A 19577-nucleotide genomic window follows, 5' to 3' on the forward strand; every position below is an offset into this window, starting at 1 on the left:
CTTAATCTCTTCTCAGGTGATAAAGCATCGCGTTGACAATCGCCGCTGCGACATTCGAACCACCTTTTCTTCCAAGTGCTGTGATATGGGGTAGATTTGACGCGTGCAGCTCATCCTTCGATTCCGCGGCACCTACAAAACCGACAGGAACTCCTACGACACCCACCAGTTCATCACTGCGCTCGTCATAGTGTTCCATGATTCTAAATAGTGCTGTAGGTGCGTTTCCGATGACAAAGAGTTTTTGACCAGGCAAGTCGAAAGCCAGATCTACTGCCGCCATGGATCTTGTCATATTGCCTTTCTCAGCAAGCTTGAAAGTCCTTTCATCGGCTATGAGACACTTGATGTCGCAGCCTAAGGCATGAAGCGTCCTCTTGTTGATACCGGATAGGACCATTGTCGTATCCGTATAGATGGTAAGACCGCCCTTAAGTCCTTCTAAGATCCTATCAATCACCCCGTCGCTGATTCTGATATTCTTGAAGTAGTCGAAATCCGCTGCGGTATGGATGGCACGCTTCACGATCTGTTCGTGGACCTCACTTTCAAAAGAAACTTTGCCGAACATGTCTGTGAGTTCCTGCGATATTATCTCAAAGCTTCCGTTTTCAATGCCCATGGGGCTCTTTATGTAAGTCATCTCCCTATCCTTTCAACGTGTTTTTGCGTTTTTTCCACTATAAAAACAACATAAAAAAACCAGTCCGAAGTGGACTGGTTGTAATCACAAAAATGTGCTTAAACAGCCAACCTCCCTCCGAAGTCGCATGAATCTTTACATTAGGCAGGTCTCCTGGCTCAGGTATCATTCTACTAGCCTGCCTTCCCGGTGTTAACCAGTGGCACGTTTCGGCGTTCGTCTTCCTTTACAGTAGCGGGGGCTGCTGAGGCTTTTACCTCATTCCCTTTTCACATCATCTCTGATGACCTAATGTTCGTATTTAATTTTCCTTTTAATCAATTCCAATGATAAGTGAGATGCTCCTTAAATGCAAGACCTATTCCATTTTTTGATAGGATTCCATGAAAATCCATCATGACCTTGTCATGCCTGTTCTCCATTCACCCTTTGACTTTGTCTTTTTTTTATTTTGGTAACCTGGGTTACGGATAACTTTAACCGTAAGGGGTACAATTGATACGATATTAACAAATCGTCGACCTTTCGACATGAGGAGGCTATCCATGGCATACCAGCTGTCACACGAAATGTTTGATCGCTATCTTGCTGCGCTGAGTGCGACACATCGCGTGTTCGCGCCTGTAGTGAAGGCGAACAAGAACAAACTGGCCGATCTTGACCTGATTACCTATGATGAGGTCAGCGGAGCTGATCAGATCATTTGGAGCGAGAAAAGCTATTTTTCACCAAAAGAGATTTTTTATCCTATTCGAGAGACACTATTCAGATTTGTAGGAAAAGAGGCATTCGTACCAGAAGTCGATCAAAAGCCCATGCTCATTCTTCTTAGGCCTTGCGACCTGAACGGAATAGACCGTTTGGACCAGATTTTCTTCAACAACGGAGTCAGCAAGGATTTTTACTATGAAAGAAGACGCAAACTGGTAAAATTCGCTGTGATCGAATGTACAGAAGGCTTTGATAGCTGTTTCTGCGTGAGTATGGGAACAAACAAGGTAGATTCCTATGACATGGCGCTTAAGTACAGCGGTGATTCCATCACCCTAGACATAAAAGATGAGACACTTGTTCCTGATGGATACTCCTTTGGAGCGAATGAGGATTTTGAACTCGATTTTGTCAAAAGCAATAAGACAAAAGTCGAACTACCCGATTTTGAAGGTGTCGATCTGAACCAAGTGTTCGGTCACGAGATGTGGAAGGAATATACCTCAAGATGCATCGCATGCGGCAGATGCAACACGTCGTGCATCACTTGTAGCTGCTTTACCATGCAGGATGTCTTTACCGATGACGAAAAGATGCTTTCAGAACGAAGAAGACGCTGGGCCGGTTGTCACATCAAAGGTTTCAGCGACATGGCGGGCGGTCATTCCTTCAGGGACAAAAACGGCGAACGCATGAGGTTCAAGCTGATGCACAAGGTCTACGATTTCAACAAGCGATTCGATAAGCATATGTGCGTCGGATGCGGCAGATGCGACGATGTCTGTCCCGAGTACATCTCGTTTTCAAAGTCGATCAACAAGGTCGCAAAAATCATCCAGGAGGTCAAGCATGAAAAATGAGTATCTGGCATTTCCATTTGAGATTCTTTCGATCGTCAAGGAAACCGAGATCGACTGGACCTATACCGTTAAATACGACGGTCCGCTTGTAGGCGGTCAGTTTATGCAGCTTTCGATCCCCGGTGTGGGTGAAGCTCCTATCTCGATCAGTGATTTCAGGGACGGAAGCCTTGATATGACCATCAGAAAGGTCGGCAGACTCACCGATGCCATCTTCAACCTTGAGGCAGGCGATTCGCTCTTTATGCGAGGCCCCTACGGCAACGGTTTCGAGTTGTCCAAGTACGTTGATAAACATGTGGTGATCATCGCTGGAGGAACCGGACTCGCACCTGTGAAGAACGTGATTGAAAAACTCACTAGCGGCGAGATAAAAACAAATTCCACACGGGCGCTTATAGGATTCAAATCACCTGATGATGTGCTGTTTGAAGACGCTTTGAAAAGATGGAGCCAAGACCATGAGGTAACTGTCACCGTCGACAAGCAGCCAGACAAGCCTTGGAACGGCAAGGTCGGACTTGTAACAGAGCATATCCCCACACTCGAGGGCTATGATATAGAAAAAACAGAAGCCATCGTCGTCGGACCGCCGATGATGATGAAATTCACAACACTCGCACTCCTTAAGGCGGGTTACCTGCCACAGAACATCACCGTCTCCTTTGAAAGGAACATGAGCTGCGGCATCGGTAAATGCGGCCACTGTAAGATTGATGAAACCTATGTTTGCCTTGAAGGTCCGGTCTTCAACTATACGACCGCCGTCAAGCTTTTGGATTAGGAGGCTCACATGAGTGTAGATAGAAAAAAAATAACCAAGAACGCCTACCGTATCACAAAAGTAAGGGGCAAGACCGCGCTTAGGATCAGGGTTCCTGGTGGACACCTAGATGCCAAGCATTTCACCCTGATACAGGAAATCGCACAAACCTACGGCAACGGAACCGTTCACCTGACAGCACGTCAAGGCTTCGAAGTTCCAGGTATCGACTTTGAACATATGGAAGCCATCAACAAAAAGATCCTGCCTCTACTTGAATCCTTAGATCTTGCGATCGAGGTCGATTCAGGCGGCTACCCAGCAGCTGGAACAAGAAACATCTCGGCGTGCGTAGGCGACAGGGTCTGCCCCTTTGCAAATGACGATACGACAGATATGGCAAAAGAAATCGAAAAAAGGATCTACCCCAACAACCTGCACTTCAAGGTGGCTGTCACGGGTTGCCCGAACGACTGCATCAAGGCCCATATGCAGGACTTCGGCATCATCTGCATCACAGAGCCCCAATACGACGTTTCAAGATGCGTAAGCTGTGAGGCGTGTGTGACAAACTGTAAAAAGAAAGTCACAGGCGCGCTTGTTATGAACGAGTTCAATGTGGAAAGGGATCACGAAAAATGCATCGGCTGCGGTGAATGCATTCTCAAATGCCCTACAGGAGCATGGACTAGAGGTGATCAGAAGCTATTTAGAATGGTGATCATGGGCCGCACCGGTAAACGAAATCCGCGTATCGCAATGCCCTTTATCAAATGGGGCGACCGCGAGACCATGATAAGAGTGATTGAGAACACCTATGCCTTTGTAGAGCGCTATATCGATAAAAGCCTTCCAAAAGAACATATCGGCTATATCGTCGATAGGGTCGGCTACCATACCTTTAAGCGCGAAGTCCTAGAAGGCATCGAAATCAACCCGGAGGCACAAGTCGCTGAGTCCATCCAGTGGAACGGATACTGGTATAAGGACGGATTGAACTTTTAAGGAGGAGCCCATGAAAGAAACATTCGTACTCGAAGATCTACTGAACATGATGATCGAACTGGAGACCTTTGGTAATGAAAATTATCAAAGACTTGCTCTGAACACAACTAACAGTTCCCTTAAGGAATATTTCACTACGCTTGCCGAAATGGAACTCAAACACAAACATATCTTTGAAGGATTTAAAGAAGAAGCGGTGACCTATCCCGGATCGGAACTCGATGAAGACTACACCGACTATCTGAAGAGCATCTTAAAAAATGCGGTCAGATTTATGAAAATCAACAGAAACAGCGAACATATGGATGACTTCGAGGCTGCTTTCGATTTGGCTGTGACCCTTGAAAAGGATGCGATTCTTTTCCTCATAGAAATCAGAACACTCATCCCCTCTGACCACCACCACATCATCGACAGGCTGATCGCTGAAGAGCGTTCGCATTTAAAATACCTTTACAACTATATTGAAGGAGCGTAAGCATGTACAAGGAAATGGTAGAAAAATTCTCACTTGCCGCTGAAGGAAAGATCGGCATTCTTAAAAAGAACCCGATGCGCTATCTTCTTTTATCTGCGATGGCCGGCATCTTTGTAGGGCTGGGGATCATCCTCATCTTTTCAATCGGCGGCACCATCGGAGACTCTCCCTTTAAGAAAACACTGATGGGCGCATCATTCGGTATCGCACTAAGCCTTGTGATCATGATCGGCAGCGAGCTGTTCACAGGAAACAATATGATCATGACGGTCGCTTCACTTAATAAACGTGTGACTTGGATCGACAGCCTTAAGGTATGGCTTGTATCCTATACTGGCAATCTGCTAGGCAGTATCGCAGTCGGACTGACTTTCGTACTTGCTGGCCTTGCAAGTGGCGGCGTGCTCGATTTTATCAACAAGGTATCCGCTGCCAAGATGGCAGGAAGCTTCTCGGAGCTCTTTTTCAAAGGAGTCCTATGTAACATGCTCGTCTGTCTGGCGGTCTTTGCAGCCATGAAGCTGAAAGAGGAAACCGCGAAGCTGATCATGATCTGGTGGTGCCTTTTCGCATTCATCACTTCTGGATTCGAGCACAGTATCGCAAATATGACACTCTTCTCGATCAGCCTCTTCGCACCTCATGCGGCGACTGTTTCCTTATCTGGAGCTGTCGCCAACCTGATTCCTGTCACACTCGGGAATTTCGTAGGCGGAGCGATCGTCATCGGAGCAAGCTATTACTTTATAGGAAAAGAATAGAAGTAGGCGATTACAGATCTCCTTTAGTTGCTAGAGAGCGTCAGCTCTTTACCTTCTAAAGGGGATCTTTTTGTTTTTGATCGCCATTGGACGCACATAAAAATAAGGAAACCTGTGTTATAATAAGTTAAATGATAATACATATCAATTGTTTTTATCATGCGTAACATCCGTTACCGATTTATTACTTGTTCTATCGTAAACTAAGACCATCAAAGAAAGAGCAACCGCTTCGAAAGGAGTTAAGATATGAGTCTACCGAAGTATGCTGTACTACAAAAACCAAGAGGTGATAAAAGAACTTATGCGATCACACCTCGCATCGCCGGTGGTTTTGCGACACCGGATGAACTGAGAAAAATCGCTGAAACCGCTGAAAAATATCATGGCACGCTTAAAATCACATCCGGTCAAAGGATAGCGATCTTAGGCATCTCTGCTGAAGATGTGGAAAAAGCCTGGGAGGACCTTGGCATGGACCCCGGAGTAGTATCGCCGTATTCTGTAAAGAACATCGAAATGTGCCCCGCTTCGTTTTGTAAACGGGCAAAACAAAACAGCATGAAGCTAGCCATGAAGCTAGAAAAGAGATTTTACGGCGCTGCGACACCCAACCGTATGAAAATTGGAGTGGTCGGTTGTATGAACTCCTGTACAAGCGCCAATTCAAAGGATATCGCCGTACTTGCAAACGACGAAGGCTACGTGATAAGGGCTGGCGGCAGCGCAGGATTCCACCCGCGACTTCCCGACGACATCGCTGAAAATCTGAACGATCAAGAGGCCTTCGACATGGTCGAGGCGATCTATCTGTACTACTGTGAAACCGCTGACATGGGCGAAAAACTTGGCGACTACATCGACAGGATCAGCCTTGAAACTTTTAAAACAGGCGTTTATGAACGCTATACACTTATCCAGGAGGAACAAAAACAATGAGCAAATTCTTAGCACCGGTACACTTTTGGCTATACGGTAAAATTCAAATCATGGAAGATATCGAAAAGAACATCCTAGAAAATATCGGCAACGAAGCGGTGCAGGCCAAAGCCGCCGAACTGAGAAGCACCATCTCAGACTATATCAACGATACTCCCCTCGAATCGGTGATCGATAAGGGAAACATCCACGGATGGCTACAGGACAAGATCACTAAGACCGAAGGAAGACAGGCCATGCTGCTTGATTTTGCGGCGACAGTGATGCCTAAGGATGAACTCATCAAAACGGTATTGACCGCTTATGGATCTGAGGGTCGTGAGCTTGGTAACTACAGGTCCGACAACGAACTCAACACGGCGCCTGAACTGTTCAAGTCGCTAGGAGACGTCCTGCTTGAAGGCATGCCTTGCGACAGGGTGAATGTCATCACAGAAAACACTGTGGACAAGGTCAAATGGGATGTGGTCGCCTGTGTCCATGAGAAATACTGGGTTGGTGATCGTATCACTGTGACCGATTACTACGACTTCAGGGCGGCATTCACAAAGGCCTTTATCGAGAACGCCAACAGCGAGTTCACCTATGACTTCACTAACGACTTAGGTCAAAAGCATAGCATCACAAGACGATAGTTCAAACAAACAAGCAAAACATAAAGGAGAATTTAAAATGACAATTACAAAAGACATGATGATTTCAGACATCCTTACAAAAAGACAAGACGCGGCATCCATCCTAATCAGCTTCGGCATGGGATGCCTAGGATGCCCATCCTCACAAATGGAATCCCTAGAGCAAGCAGCCATGATCCACGGCATCGACATCAACGCACTGATGACAGCACTCAACGCATAAAAAAAGAGCCGAACTTCGGCTCTTTTTATATCGATCAATCCCTCTCGATCAGCACCGCTCTTACAGGGGATGCGTCCAGGCCCTTCAGTTTCAGCGGGAGGGCGATCAGTTCGTATTCGCCTACGGGTACGTCTTTTAGGGCTAGTCCCTCCAGTACGTAGACGCCTGAATTGAACAGCGTGTGGTGGGTAGGGTGACCCGGTTGGGCTCGTTCTATGCCAAGACCGTCTGTCCCCACTCCTTTGATGCCGATGCCGGTCAGGTATTTCGCGCCGGACTCCTCCAGGTAGATGAACTCGGGATTGAAGAAATCCTCAAAGGAGTTTCTGGTCTTAAAGAGGACCACATCTCCTTTTTCGATCTTATGATGGTCGAGATCTCCTTTTGAGATCCCCCTGTCAAGATGGGTGAAATCGAATACCTTGCAGCGTGTGATCAGCTGCTCAAGCGCCATGGTATCGATGGTCGTTCCATCCGCCTGCATGTGAAGAGGAGCATCAAGATGGGTGCCTGTATGCACATCCAATGTGATGCTCGATTCCCTTACCCCGCCTACATTATGGGTTCTTGTCACATTGATGATTGGTCTTTTTTCGGCTTTGTTCTTATAGACGGTCATGTGTTCGTCTATGGTCTGTGTGATATCATATAGTTTCATCTAACTGCTCCTGTCTTCTCATAAGGAATACCAAATGCGTCCATCTTCTGCCAGTAGATCATCCGCAGCTTTAGGTCCCCTGCTTCCCGCCGGGTAGTACTGGATGCTGTTTTTGAGGTCGACACATTCATCTAACATCTTCTCGACAAACATCCACTCGTATTTTACCTCATCCCATCTTGTGTACAGGTCATGATGCCCGAGTACCACCTCGTTGATCAGTGTCTCGTAGGCTTCTGGCGCGTTATAGTCGATCATGCAGCTTTGACAGAACTCCATCTCACGAGTGATGAGTTCTTTTACAGTACCCGGCATTTTCATGTTGAACTTCAGTTTCATGCCCTCATCAGGGTGTATCTTGATGGTCAAGGTGTTGGGCGGACATCCACCGTTTAAGGCACCGTCCGGTTTCTTATAGACGATGACGATTTCGGATACCTTGTCCATCAGCCGCTTTCCTGTTCGCAAATAGAAATCCACGCCCTCCCACCTAGGCAGATCCACACGTAGCTTCATCGCCGTGAAGGTTTCTGTCGCTGATTCCGGATGAACCCCTTTTTCTTGCCTGTATCCGAGCATGTTGCCATGACTGACGTATTGTCCTAAGACGACGTCGTTTCTCACATCGTTGAACTTAAGGGCTTTTAATACCTCCACCTTGGCACTTACTATGTCTGCGTATTCTCTGTTTCCAAGTGGTGTCATGGCGATGAGGGCGAGCATCTGAAGGAGATGGCTCTGAATCATATCCCTGATGGCGCCAGATTTATCATAATAGCCCGCCCGCTCGAACACTCCGTAGGATTCTGCGACGGTGATCTGCACATGGTCGATATAGTCCTTGTTCCAGCTTGCTTCAAAAAGCATGTTGTTGAACCTGAGCATCATGATGTTTTGTATCATTTCTTTGCCCAGATAATGGTCCATCCTATAGATTTGATGCTCATCGACGAATTTTTCGAGATGGGTGTTGATGGCCGTGGCGCTTTTTAAGTCCTTGCCAAAGGGTTTCTCAATAACCACCCGATGAAAGGGATTGGATTTTTCGAGCAAGCCGCTTTCGGATAGATGGGAGACGATGGGTTCAAAAAAGTTAGGCGCTGTCGCAAGATAGAACAGATGGATATCCTCGGGTTGAAAGGATAGTCCTTTTATCAAATTCTGATAATCTTCGAGTGACTCAAACGCGAGCTGCTTATAGTTTAGGCTCTTGATGAACTTAAACCACTGCTTCACATCTCTGATCCCCCCCACCTCATCTGCGATAAAGTCATGGAGCTGCCCCTTGTCAAAGTCCCGTCGTCCGATACAGATGATTTCCACTTCTTCCGTCAGTTTTTTTTGATTGAAGAGCTCAAATAGTGCAGGATAGAGCTTTTTTATACTCAAGTCTCCTGTAGCGCCGAATAGAAAGAATCTCAACATGACTACTTACCGCTCGTATGAAGCTTGTGTCCGCCAAATTCATTTCGCATTGCGGCAAGAAGTTTATTGGAAAACCTATCGTCCTGTTTGGACTCAAATCGTTTGAAGAGCGAGGTTGTGATGACATATGCCGGAAGCTTCTGTCGAAGGGCCTCCTCTACAGTCCATAGTCCTTCACCGCTCGAATCGACCACATCCAAAATGCCGTCAAGAGACGGATTCTTTTCAAGGGCATCCACCGTTTTGTCAACAAGGTAACTTGAGACGATGGATCCGTTTTGCCATACTTTGGCTATTTTTTTCAGGTCAAGGTCAAAATCACTGCCTTCTAAGATTTCAAACCCCTCCGCGATCGCCTGCATCATCCCGTACTCTACTCCATTATGGATCATTTTTACATAGTGGCCCGTACCATGTTTGCCCATGTAGTTGACTCCATCATCCACACACACCGCAACGAGTAAAGGGGCGATTTCTATGTAATCCTTCTCTTCACCGCCGACCATCATACAGGCACCTTCTCGGGCGCCCTGTTGCCCGCCGCTTGTTCCGATATCCATATATCTGAATCCCTTGTCAAGTACTCGTTTGGCACGTCTGACGGTATCCTTGAAGTTGGAGTTTCCTCCGTCAACGATCAAGGAACCTGGAAGAGCAATCTCCATGATCTGGTCGATCATCTCATCGACCACCTCGCCTGCCGGTATCATCAGCCAGTAGACCGCATTTTGTCCCAGCTTTTCGCATAGCTCAGGCAAGAAGTACGCTCCCTCGAAGCCTTCTTTGATGAATTCTTCAGTTTTTGCCTTCGAGCGATTGTAGACGACGACGTCCACTCCATGATCTCTCATATTCCAAGCCAGATTTCCACCCATTTTTCCAAGACCGATCATTCCTATTTTCATAGTTTTATCCTTTCATCTATAAGTTGATTACACCTATCAAGCGTATTGAACGCAGTTTGTATAAGGATACCCTAAAGATAGTGATTCTCAACAGATATTTTAAGGAAAGCGATTGCTATCTATAAAAAAAAAGGTATCCGCATCATGCGGATACCTCATTGCTACTGCCTATTTATGTTATCATACGCGTCCATCAACTTTTGCGCTTCCAATAGTTCGAGCAGGATCGAATCTCGATCGGCACTTGTCACCTCCATCTGGGTGATCATGTAGTCGAACTGACTGGTCGCTCTTTCGATCTGCATTCCCTGAAACAGAAAATGAACAGGGATAATTACAAGACAGATCAGTGCGAAGGCGATTCGTACGACAAGGGTTCCGCTTGAAACTTCAGACTTGACGCCTGAGGACTGATCGTAGACCGAGGCCATGATCAGCCCGATTCCGACAAGACTTACCACCGCGCTGATCATCATCATGGTGGATAGCCCCTCCATAAAATATGCGGTGATGAAATCTGTCATGCCACTGATCTGTTCGCTTATCTCTGGCACGATGATCGACTCAAAGTAGCTACTGATCATCGGAACCTTGAAAATCCTCATGATCAGGGATGGCAAAAAAACGACCGCGCCAGTGATCGTCGTCGTGACGCCCAGCCATTTTGAAAATCCGATGATTCGACCGCAAATCAGATACATGATGATAATCAACATGAAAAGCGTTACAAACAGGATCGCGCTGACACTGCCTCTTATCTTTGCAATCAAGGTCGGAAACTCCGAAACCGGATTGACATTGGACCCGTAGACCCTAAAGAAGTACTCTTCAATGTCCAGACTGTCCGCCACCTTGTCATACTCGACTTGCACCCTTATCTTTTCTCTGATGAGCACATCAAGTACTTCCTTCGTATCCTTGTCAGGATTTTCAGTGACAAGCTCGATAAGCCTGGCGAGCAGGGACCTGTCAAGGCTGTAGTCGAGGACGAACTCGGATTCGGAGAATTCATCGAGCATCTCTTCTTTTGTCATGCCTTTCGCATTGTATTTTTTTATGGTCTGGATAAACGCCTCCGCTTCTTCTGAAGCATCCTCGCCTAATTTCAGTTTCATATCCTGGACTGCCAGTTCGAAGATCAGTTCCTTTATTGGTCTTATGTTGATCGTGGGAAGCTGTGTGCCTCCTTGAAAATAATACTTATGAAACTCCACGAGCACCAGCGGTATTTCGTCTACGAAATAACTTCTGTCAAGGCTTTCGATGGTTCTTTTCTTTATGGAATCGATAAAATCGGCCTGTTCTTCTTTCAGATGTTCAAAATCACTCGGTTCGTCGTATACGTCACCATTTCCAAAATCGACCTGAACGTATTCTTCCGCGTTGTTCACAAGGCCTACCAAGGACTCATAAAGATTTTCTCCTATATTGTTGCTGATGACAAACTCCTCAAAATCAGTTGAATCCATGACTGTTTTCTGAGCTCCTATGAAAAATTGAAGCACTACGCCAAGAGCAATCAACAGGATAATCAACGGAAACAGCAGTACTCCTTTTAAAACATTTCTCATGATAAGCCTCCTTCAGTTATTGTACCATGAGCTTATCTGTTTTTATCGATCCGTAAGATTAGAATTTGATGAAAGAATTAAAAAAAGCCGCCTAAGCGACTTTTTAACTTGTACTAGTTGATTTTGATCACTTCTGGCAGCTCGTAACCGTTACGGTCGACTTTGACGCTTGCCATGACCTGCTCTTCAAGCGGTCTGTCACTTGGTTTTTCTGTCGCCACGTTCGCAAGCACCTCGACGACATCCATGCCCTCGATCACTTTACCGAACGCCGCATAGTCGCCATCAAGGAATGATGCGTCCTCATGTACGATAAAGAACTGCGATCCTGCCGAGTCAGGCATCTGGGACCTTGCCATCGAAATGACCCCAGGCAAATGGGACAGCTTGTTTTCAAAACCGTTTTTTGTAAACTCGCCTTTGATGCCGTAACCAGGTCCACCCATTCCAGTTCCGTCCGGATCACCGCCCTGGATCATGAATCCCTTGATGATACGGTGGAAGATCAGGCCGTCATAATATCCGGATTCTGCAAGTTCGACAAAATTCGCCACCGTGTTTGGCGCGATGCTCGGGTAAAGCTCAAGCGTCATTGTTTTGCCGTCCGCCATCGTGATGGTCACAAGGGGCTTATCGCCTTCGGGGATGACCGGATTTTCTGATCCATCCACATCCGGTGTCTCCACCGCCACGGGCTCCTCGCTCTCAAATAGAGGACTGATCATATACCACGCCATGGCAATGACAAATCCGATCAGAAGGATATATACAAATCGCATAGGACTTGGTTTAGGGTAGGTCTTTTTTGTGTCTTTCTTACTCATGGGTTCTCCTCTTTGCTTGAGACTGTCTTGTGAAGATTATAAGAATAGCGCGTCAAACTCGCCTTTTCGGTCCAGGTCGTAGATGTCATCGCAACCGCCGATGAACTTGTCATCGACAAAAATCTGCGGTACCGATCCTGAACCCGTCTGTTTTTTTAGTTCTTGCAGTTTCGCACGGTCGTTGTCGATCTTGAACTCAGTGTAAGCCACACCTTTCTGTTCAAGTAGCTGCTTCGCCCTTACGCAGTACGGACAGAACGTCCATGTGTAGATTTCTACTTTCTTACTCATTTTTTCACCTCCATATCGTTAATGCTAATGTGATTATAGCATAAGTTAGAGGTATGAATAAACAATGAACGTCCCTCACTTTCAGATCCTCTTCAGCTCTTCCTTGCACTCGAACAGTTTCTCTATTATAATAGTAGCCGATGATTGTTGAACCGTTTTCTTAAATGGAAATACTACTACTATAATGGACGCAAATTGTGCATCCGTTATATGGCGTTAATAGAGAGGAATGTACTATGAGCATATTGACAGTAAAAAACCTAACCCATGGATTTGGGGCACGTGCTATTTTTGATGATGTCTCCTTTAGACTGCTAAAGGGAGAGCACATCGGCCTTTTTGGTGCAAACGGCGAGGGAAAATCTTCCTTCATGAACATTATCACAGGAAAACTAGAACCGGACGAAGGCACGATCGAATGGTCCAAACGCGTTCGTGTGGGATACCTCGATCAGCATACGGTATTGCAGCCGGATCAGTCGATGAGGGATGTGCTTAAGGGGGCTTTCCAATACTTATATGATCTGGAATCTGAAATGAACGCCATGTTCGAACAGATGGGCGAAGTGGACGAAAAAGGACTGGCATCGCTTCTTGACGACACAGGACAGATTCAAGATATTCTTGAGCATAACGACTTTTATCAGATCGATTCCAAAGTGGAGGAGGTCGCTAGAGGACTAGGTCTAGTGGACATCGGACTCGACAGGCTTGTCAATGAGCTTTCAGGCGGACAGAGGGCTAAGATACTTCTAGCCAAACTCCTGCTTGAGAAGCCGGATATCCTTCTACTGGACGAGCCTACAAACCACCTTGACGAAGCCCATATCGAATGGCTGAGACGTTATCTTCAAAATTATGAGAACGCCTTCATCCTGATTTCACACGAAATCCCATTCTTGAACAGCGTCATCAACCTGATCTACCATATGGAAAACCAGAAACTGGACCGTTACGTCGGCGACTACGAGAGCTTTAAAGCCGTGCACGAGGCAAAAAAATCTCAGATGGAATCCGCATTTAAAAGACAGCAACAGGAAATCGCCCAACTAGAGGATTTTGTCGCTCGGAACAAGGCGAGGGTCTCTACAAGAAATATGGCGATGTCAAGGCAGAAGAAACTCGACAAGATGGACCGTATCGAACTTGCAAGGGAGAAGCCGAAGCCTGAATTCAACTTCAAGCAAGGAAAAACTTCGGGCAAGGAACTGTTTACAACAAAAGAACTTGTCATCGGTTATGACGAACCACTTTCAAGACCGCTGGACCTTCGTATGGAGCGCGGCCAGAAAATCGCCCTTGTCGGAGCGAACGGACTTGGTAAGACCACGCTCTTGCGAAGTATTTTAGGAGAAATTCCGCCTGTATCTGGAGAAGTGACCCTAGGACACGGATTGCAGATCGGTTATTTCGAGCAGGAAATCAAGGGTGACAATCGAAACACATGCATCGAAGAAGTATGGCAGGAGTTTCCTTCACTAACACAGTTTGAAGTGCGGGCAGCGCTTGCAAAATGCGGTCTGACCACAGAGCATATAGAAAGCATGGTCATGGTTCTCTCTGGTGGCGAGCAGGCAAAGGTAAGACTTTGCAAGCTGATGAACAGGGAATCCAACTTCCTTGTGCTGGATGAGCCGTCCAACCACCTGGATATTGAGGCTAAAGAAGAATTAAAAAGAGCGCTGAACGCATATAAGGGCAGCATACTTCTTATCTCCCACGAAGCGGAATTCTATAAAGATGTCGTTTCAGAAGTATGGAACTGTGAGGACTGGACTACTAAGATCGTCTGATTACCCGATCAAGTTGTTGGATGTTTGTCACCTTCTTGCAAGGGGTATTCATAGGATGATAAGAGGAGGTCCACTATGCGCTATATGCCGGTCGATTTTTTAAAGGAAACACATATGCTTGCCCAGCCGATCTACGATACCAATTTCAATGAACAGCTGCTTGCGACAAGCGACCTAACCACCTCACGTATCAAGGCACTCAAACGGCTGGGGTATTATTCTGTTTATATCAGAGACGAAAAGTATGCCTCGGATGAGCAGAGTGTCACTACTGAAATGCTCCGAAACCTATATGTGGAGGTCGCACACGTCTTTACGATCATAAAAACGAGTTCAAAACTGATCAGCAAGAACAAAATCGGCCTGCTCAGCATCGATCAGGCGAAACATCTTGAAGAGTCCTTTAACGTGCTTATGAAAATCGGCGAGGAGGTCATTCTTTATCTCTTGAAGGACCGCTCTCCCAACATCCATCTCTTCGAGACAAAATCGATTGATCTGTATTCGATTCAGCATGCGGTGCATACCTCCATTTACGCCGTCAAAATGGGGCTTAAGAGGAATCTCAACATGAGAGCGCTTAAAAATCTCTTTATAGGGGCAATCTTACACGATATAGGGTATATGCTGATCCATGATTTTGATACGACAAAAATCGGTCTTCTGAATGAATCTCAAAAGGAGCTGCAGTCAAAGCACGCCCAGTTCACTGTCGACATACTCAACCAGTGCAACAACATAACGTCTGTCACTAAAACCATCTGCTTGCAGCATCACGAAAAAGAGGATGGCACGGGCTATCCCAACCGACTCGACAGTAAGTCGATCAACCCTTTGACAAAGCTGCTTGCGATTTCCATCACCTACGACGCTTTGACCTCGGATAGGCCTTTCAGACCGGCATATCCGATTCACAAGGCGATACAGATAGTAAAAAACCAGGTCGGCACCGCCTATGACAGTTTGTCTTTCGAGTTGCTAGAAGAGATGATTGTTCCTTTTCCAATAGGAACCGTTGTCAAAATCAACAATGAGCTGGGTACGATCACCAGCTATGAGACACAACCGAAATACCCGGTGGTTGTCATGGAAGACGGCCAAACGGTAAAACTGACTGACTATAGGTCCATGTCTATCGGACTCAATTACAGAGACACTTAAAAAAAATTAAAACCCTGCCGGCGCAGCGTATCTTTAGATACGTGAGCATGCAGGGTTTTTTTAAGAACATGACTCGGTTTAATGACCCGATTTTTGCTTCAAGGTATTCAGTTTTTCTTTCATTTCCTCTTTCATGGCTTTCATGTTTTCAAGTTCGTTGCTAAGCAGGCCGTCTCGTTGTCTGTCCTTTTCGATGAAGTACATGGATAGTCCGCCTAAGCCCACATGAACCCCTACGGCAACACCCATCTGCTCAATTAGAATATCGCCTTTAAACTCAGTCTCAGATAAGATCTGGGATTTTAAGTTTTCAGCATATGCCCTGTCTGAGGTGAATCCCACGATGATAAAGTCAGTCAGTTCATTGTCCACACGCTGGTTAAAGGCTTTGATCATATGTCTCATCACACCTTTCCTACCACGTTCTTTTGCCACAATGGCGCCTTTACCATCCCTCATGCTCATAATCGGTTTGATTTTAAGTAGTTTTCCGATCATCGCACTGGCATTTGTCAGCCTGCCGCTTCTAATGAGGTGGTCTAGATCGTCTACAGAAAGAAAATGCTTCACATGCTTTTTAAATGTCTCGTTGAACCGAACCACATCTTCAAAGCTCATTCCCTGTTCTCTTAATTTCGCACTTTTGAGTATGAGATAACCGCTACCGTGACTCATGCAAAGGCTGTCTACAATATGGATCTTCACGTCTTTCTCGTCGTAAGTCTCGTAAAACATGTCTCTGGCAATCGTTGCAGACTGATAAGATCCGCTGGTTCCGCTAGACATCGTGATGCATAAGATCTCCTTGTGTCCTGACTCCATCGCTTCTACCATCAGCTTTAGAAAGACGTCTGGAGAAGGCATCGCAGTAGTTGCGGGCGTTTTCAATCCCTCTATCATCCCATAAAACTGTTCAGGAAACATATCCACACGATCTGAGTAGGTAACACCGTCGATTACAATCTTAAGCGGTGCGATTCCTATTTGATACTGCTTGATTAGCGCATCTGATAAATCACAGGTTGAATCTGAAATAATTTTAAACATAGCTTCCTCCTCGGCATTTAACTCATTATACCACGTGAACAAACAATTCTAATCAAACTTTAAGCTTTACGGTGCTGGATTTTTTAAATCAAAAGAGTAAACTTGAAGTAGATGACTACCACTCTGAAAAACCGATTGAGAAGGAGGTTCACATGTCCCATCTGTCACCATTTTTAACTGATCAAAAGCATCGATTAAGACAGCTGATCAGTGATTTAAGCGAAGAGTTCAGCTATGTATCTGTCCTTGGGGTTGATACTGCCGCAAAATCCTATGAAGCAAAACGTTCAGGAAGCGCGATCAACGACTCCATATGGTCTGAACGTGGTTTTGTTGCGAGGGTCTATAACGGAAACTACTACTCGGAATATTCATTCAACACCTTGAATGAGGAAACTTACCCATCGGTCGTTGAGAAGATAACCGCCACCGCCAAAGACAGTGTGAAGGCGCTTTCAAGCAAGGGCCTTTCCCATAGGGAGTACGATCTTCTAAAGGAGAACGAACTGATAAAATCAAGCAATAAGAAAGTGAAGATACCCCCTTCTTCTGTAGGTCCTAAGGAAAAGATTGAAAAGATGACTGAAACGATGGACCATGCTCTGACCCTTTCCAATGAGTTGGTAGATTGTAGAGTTCGATATGAAGAAGTGACCATCTCCAAAGTTTTCTTATCGACTGCCAAGGATTTGGAACAGAGCTATACCTACTCGACTGCCGCACTCATTCCAATCGCAGTGAGAGATGGCAATATGAAGTATTCCTTTAAGTCTCTTTCGGGCCTAAAAGGCGTCGAAATCCTAGACGAGCTATATGCGTGTGCCGAGCCTGCTGTAAACGAAGTAATAGAACTCTTGGGCGCCGAGCCAGTCAGTCCTGGCGAATACGACATCATCTGCGACCCGGATATGTCCGGGCTGATCGCACATGAGGCTTTCGGACACGGTGTGGAGATGGATATGTTTGTCAAGCATAGGGCAAAGGCTGAAGAATTCATCGACAAGCGTGTCGGTTCCGACCTAGTCGTCATGCACGACGGTGCGACCTCTGCAGACGAGGTCTCTTCCTATCTGTTTGACGATGAGGGAACACTGGGAACGGATACGAAGATCATCGAAAACGGAATCTTGAAACGTGGGATATCCGATGCGCTATCCGCCATGCAGCTCGGAACCCTACCTACAGGCAATGGAAAGCGCGAAAGTTATGAACGTAAGGCCTATACGAGGATGACCAACACCTTCTTCGCACCCGGTAAGGACAATCTGGAGGATATGATCAAATCGATTTCTAAAGGCTACCTGCTGGAAGGTTTTCAAAGTGGCATGGAAGACCCTAAAAACTGGGGAATTCAGTGCGTCGCAATGAAAGGCCGGGAAATCATTGACGGCAAGATCACAGGCAAAATCGTGGCACCGGTATTTCTCACAGGTTATGTCCCTGACCTCCTTGAATCGATCACAATGGTCTCAAACGATCTCGAGCTCAGTGGATCCGGCGCCTGCGGTAAGGGCCACAAGGAATGGGTGAAAACATCTACTGGCGGTCCGTTTATCAAATGTAAAGGGAGGTTAGGTTAAATGCTAGATCAAATAAAGAATGTACTTTTACAAATGAACACGATTGACGGATGGCTCATCGAAGAAAAGCGGACCCAATCAGAAGAACTCTTTCTCATTGTGGATAAAATCGACATGAACCGGGCAAAGGACGTGACAAAGTACGCAGTCACCGTCTTTGTCGACCACGGCGAAGATCGTTGTTTTAGAGGTTCATCAAAAGTGACGCTTCTACCCGGTATGGACCAAGAGGAGATCAAAATCAAGTTGGACGAATCCGCTTATGCCGCATCCTTTGTGAAGAATAAGACCTACCCGCTGGTAAGTCCTGAAGCTTCTGTTCAAACGGCTTCAGTCAGCTCTTTCTCAAAAAAGGACCTGGCCCAGTGGTTGCCTGAACTCATCGACGCCTTATACAAGGAAGACAAATTGAGCATGACAACCATCAACTCATCCGAAGTCTTCATCATTCACCATACCATCAGAATCATGAACAGCAAGGGTGTGGATGTGAGTTACGATAATTACAACGTTGAAGTCGAGGTCATCATCGATTCTACAGCAGGCCCTGACGCTGTGGAGATGTTCGACGTTCTCTCATTCTCAGAATTCAACCCACACGAGATAGCAAGCGAAGTCTCAAGGCTGTTGATCGCATGCGAAGACAGGGCACGCGCGCTTCCAACTCCGTCCATTACGGTGCCGGTCGTTCTTACTCAAGAGGCGGTCAAAAGGTTTCTCAGCTTTTATATTGAAAAGAGCGACGCTCAAATGGTCTACGAGGGTGTTTCGCAGTGGAAAATCGGAATGCCGGTTCAAGGTGATGAGGTGAGGGGTGATCTGATTACAGCGACACTGCTTAAACATCTCGACAATTCCCCCGATCAAGCACCCTACGATCAGCATGGAAAGGCCTTAAAAGACACGGTGGTCATCGAAGACGGCATACTTAAGACCATGCATGGAACAACACAGTATTCCCATTATCTAGGTGTGGAGCCGACTGGTCGGATGCGTAATCTCAGCATTGCACCGGGGCGAAACTCAGAAGCGGACTGGCTGTCGAAGCCGCATATCAAGTGCGTCTCCTTCTCCGATTTTCAACTCAATCCTGTGACTGGCGATTTCGGCGGTGAACTGCGGCTAGCTTATTATTTTGATGGAAGTACGACAAAAGCAGTCACGGGAGGATCGATCTCAGGTAATGTGGGCAAAATTCATGACGAGATCTACCTTTCAAGTGAACTAAGGCAAAATAGCTCCTTTATCGGTCCAAAGAGCGTCATGATACCTAAGCTTACCATCGCAGGAACATAAAGAGAAAA

Annotated in this window: 20 protein-coding genes and 1 riboswitch; of the genes, 12 read left to right on the forward strand and 8 right to left on the reverse strand. The window is 46.2% G+C overall.

The window, feature by feature from the left end; translation table 11 throughout:
* Nucleotide 1 precedes the first annotated feature (1 nt).
* A complete protein-coding gene (locus DWB64_RS00140; protein ID WP_129486145.1) occupies nt 2–643 on the reverse strand; it encodes a cobalt-precorrin-8 methylmutase in 642 nt (213 codons plus the stop codon).
* A gap of 125 nt (nt 644–768) precedes the next feature.
* Nucleotides 769–950: riboswitch (cobalamin riboswitch) on the reverse strand.
* Nucleotides 951–1188: 238 nt separating this feature from the next.
* Between DWB64_RS00140 and asrA the strand changes: the two genes are divergently transcribed.
* The 8 genes from asrA to DWB64_RS00180 all read left to right on the forward strand — a co-directional run bounded on the left by asrA (nt 1189) and on the right by DWB64_RS00180 (nt 7018).
* Nucleotides 1189–2214: an anaerobic sulfite reductase subunit AsrA gene (gene asrA, locus DWB64_RS00145; RefSeq protein ID WP_129486146.1), complete on the forward strand. Its 1026-nt coding sequence runs from the start codon at nt 1189–1191 to the stop codon at nt 2212–2214.
* Nucleotides 2204–2998 carry an anaerobic sulfite reductase subunit AsrB gene (gene asrB / locus DWB64_RS00150; RefSeq protein ID WP_129486147.1) on the forward strand — a complete coding sequence of 265 codons (795 nt, stop codon included), beginning with the start codon at nt 2204–2206 and terminating at the stop codon, nt 2996–2998. Before asrA ends, asrB begins: the two co-directional genes overlap by 11 nt.
* A 9-nt stretch (nt 2999–3007) precedes the next feature.
* Nucleotides 3008–3982, forward strand: a complete 975-nt coding sequence (gene asrC, locus DWB64_RS00155) for a sulfite reductase subunit C (protein WP_129486148.1) — start codon at nt 3008–3010, stop codon at nt 3980–3982.
* A 10-nt stretch (nt 3983–3992) separates the two neighbouring features.
* Entirely contained in the window at nt 3993–4460 is a 468-nt protein-coding gene (locus tag DWB64_RS00160; protein WP_129486149.1) for a ferritin family protein, read from the forward strand.
* A gap of 2 nt (nt 4461–4462) precedes the next feature.
* On the forward strand, nt 4463–5221 hold the full coding sequence (locus DWB64_RS00165) for a formate/nitrite transporter family protein (protein ID WP_129486150.1): 759 nt from the start codon (nt 4463–4465) through the stop codon (nt 5219–5221).
* A 249-nt stretch (nt 5222–5470) separates the two neighbouring features.
* Nucleotides 5471–6160 (forward strand): NAD(P)/FAD-dependent oxidoreductase, encoded by a 690-nt coding sequence (locus DWB64_RS00170; RefSeq protein WP_129486151.1) that lies wholly within the window; start codon nt 5471–5473, stop codon nt 6158–6160.
* Complete coding sequence (locus DWB64_RS00175) at nt 6157–6795, forward strand: hypothetical protein (protein WP_129486152.1); 639 nt, start codon at nt 6157–6159, stop codon at nt 6793–6795. Before DWB64_RS00170 ends, DWB64_RS00175 begins: the two co-directional genes overlap by 4 nt.
* A 37-nt stretch (nt 6796–6832) precedes the next feature.
* Nucleotides 6833–7018 (forward strand): DUF1858 domain-containing protein, encoded by a 186-nt coding sequence (locus DWB64_RS00180; RefSeq protein WP_129486153.1) that lies wholly within the window; start codon nt 6833–6835, stop codon nt 7016–7018.
* A 34-nt stretch (nt 7019–7052) separates the two neighbouring features.
* On the opposite strand, the gene DWB64_RS00185 is transcribed toward DWB64_RS00180, so the two are convergent.
* The 6 genes from DWB64_RS00185 to grxC form a co-directional block, all read right to left on the reverse strand.
* Complete coding sequence (locus DWB64_RS00185; RefSeq protein WP_129486154.1) at nt 7053–7676, reverse strand: cyclase family protein; 624 nt, start codon at nt 7674–7676, stop codon at nt 7053–7055.
* Nucleotides 7677–7694: 18 nt separating this feature from the next.
* Nucleotides 7695–9101: a glucose-6-phosphate dehydrogenase gene (gene zwf / locus DWB64_RS00190; RefSeq protein WP_129486155.1), complete on the reverse strand. Its 1407-nt coding sequence runs from the start codon at nt 9099–9101 to the stop codon at nt 7695–7697.
* A gap of 2 nt (nt 9102–9103) precedes the next feature.
* Nucleotides 9104–10006, reverse strand: coding sequence for a phosphogluconate dehydrogenase (NAD(+)-dependent, decarboxylating) (gene gnd, locus DWB64_RS00195; protein WP_129486156.1), 903 nt, complete (start codon nt 10004–10006; stop codon nt 9104–9106).
* A 161-nt stretch (nt 10007–10167) separates the two neighbouring features.
* Nucleotides 10168–11577 carry a hypothetical protein gene (locus DWB64_RS00200; RefSeq protein WP_129486157.1) on the reverse strand — a complete coding sequence of 470 codons (1410 nt, stop codon included), beginning with the start codon at nt 11575–11577 and terminating at the stop codon, nt 10168–10170.
* Nucleotides 11578–11690: 113 nt separating this feature from the next.
* Nucleotides 11691–12188 (reverse strand): peptidylprolyl isomerase, encoded by a 498-nt coding sequence (locus DWB64_RS00205; RefSeq protein WP_243118934.1) that lies wholly within the window; start codon nt 12186–12188, stop codon nt 11691–11693.
* A 249-nt stretch (nt 12189–12437) separates the two neighbouring features.
* A complete protein-coding gene (grxC, locus tag DWB64_RS00210; RefSeq protein ID WP_129486158.1) occupies nt 12438–12692 on the reverse strand; it encodes a glutaredoxin 3 in 255 nt (84 codons plus the stop codon).
* Between the two features lie 236 nt (nt 12693–12928).
* Between grxC and DWB64_RS00215 the strand changes: the two genes are divergently transcribed.
* Both DWB64_RS00215 and DWB64_RS00220 read left to right on the forward strand, forming a co-directional pair.
* Complete coding sequence (locus DWB64_RS00215; RefSeq protein ID WP_129486159.1) at nt 12929–14485, forward strand: ABC-F family ATP-binding cassette domain-containing protein; 1557 nt, start codon at nt 12929–12931, stop codon at nt 14483–14485.
* A 75-nt stretch (nt 14486–14560) separates the two neighbouring features.
* Nucleotides 14561–15646, forward strand: coding sequence for an HD-GYP domain-containing protein (locus DWB64_RS00220; RefSeq protein WP_129486160.1), 1086 nt, complete (start codon nt 14561–14563; stop codon nt 15644–15646).
* Between the two features lie 78 nt (nt 15647–15724).
* Here DWB64_RS00220 and DWB64_RS00225 read toward each other — a convergent pair whose 3' ends face one another.
* Nucleotides 15725–16693 carry a DegV family protein gene (locus tag DWB64_RS00225; RefSeq protein ID WP_129486161.1) on the reverse strand — a complete coding sequence of 323 codons (969 nt, stop codon included), beginning with the start codon at nt 16691–16693 and terminating at the stop codon, nt 15725–15727.
* A gap of 152 nt (nt 16694–16845) precedes the next feature.
* Here DWB64_RS00225 and DWB64_RS00230 point away from each other — a divergent pair, with 152 nt between their 5' ends.
* A complete protein-coding gene (locus DWB64_RS00230; RefSeq protein ID WP_129486162.1) occupies nt 16846–18273 on the forward strand; it encodes a TldD/PmbA family protein in 1428 nt (475 codons plus the stop codon).
* Nucleotides 18274–19569, forward strand: a complete 1296-nt coding sequence (locus DWB64_RS00235) for a metallopeptidase TldD-related protein (RefSeq protein WP_129486163.1) — start codon at nt 18274–18276, stop codon at nt 19567–19569. It abuts the gene before it with no gap.
* Nucleotides 19570–19577: the final 8 nt, after the last annotated feature.

It is taken from the genome of Fusibacter sp. A1, assembly GCF_004125825.1.
GTDB lineage: Bacteria > Bacillota > Clostridia > Peptostreptococcales > Acidaminobacteraceae > QQWI01.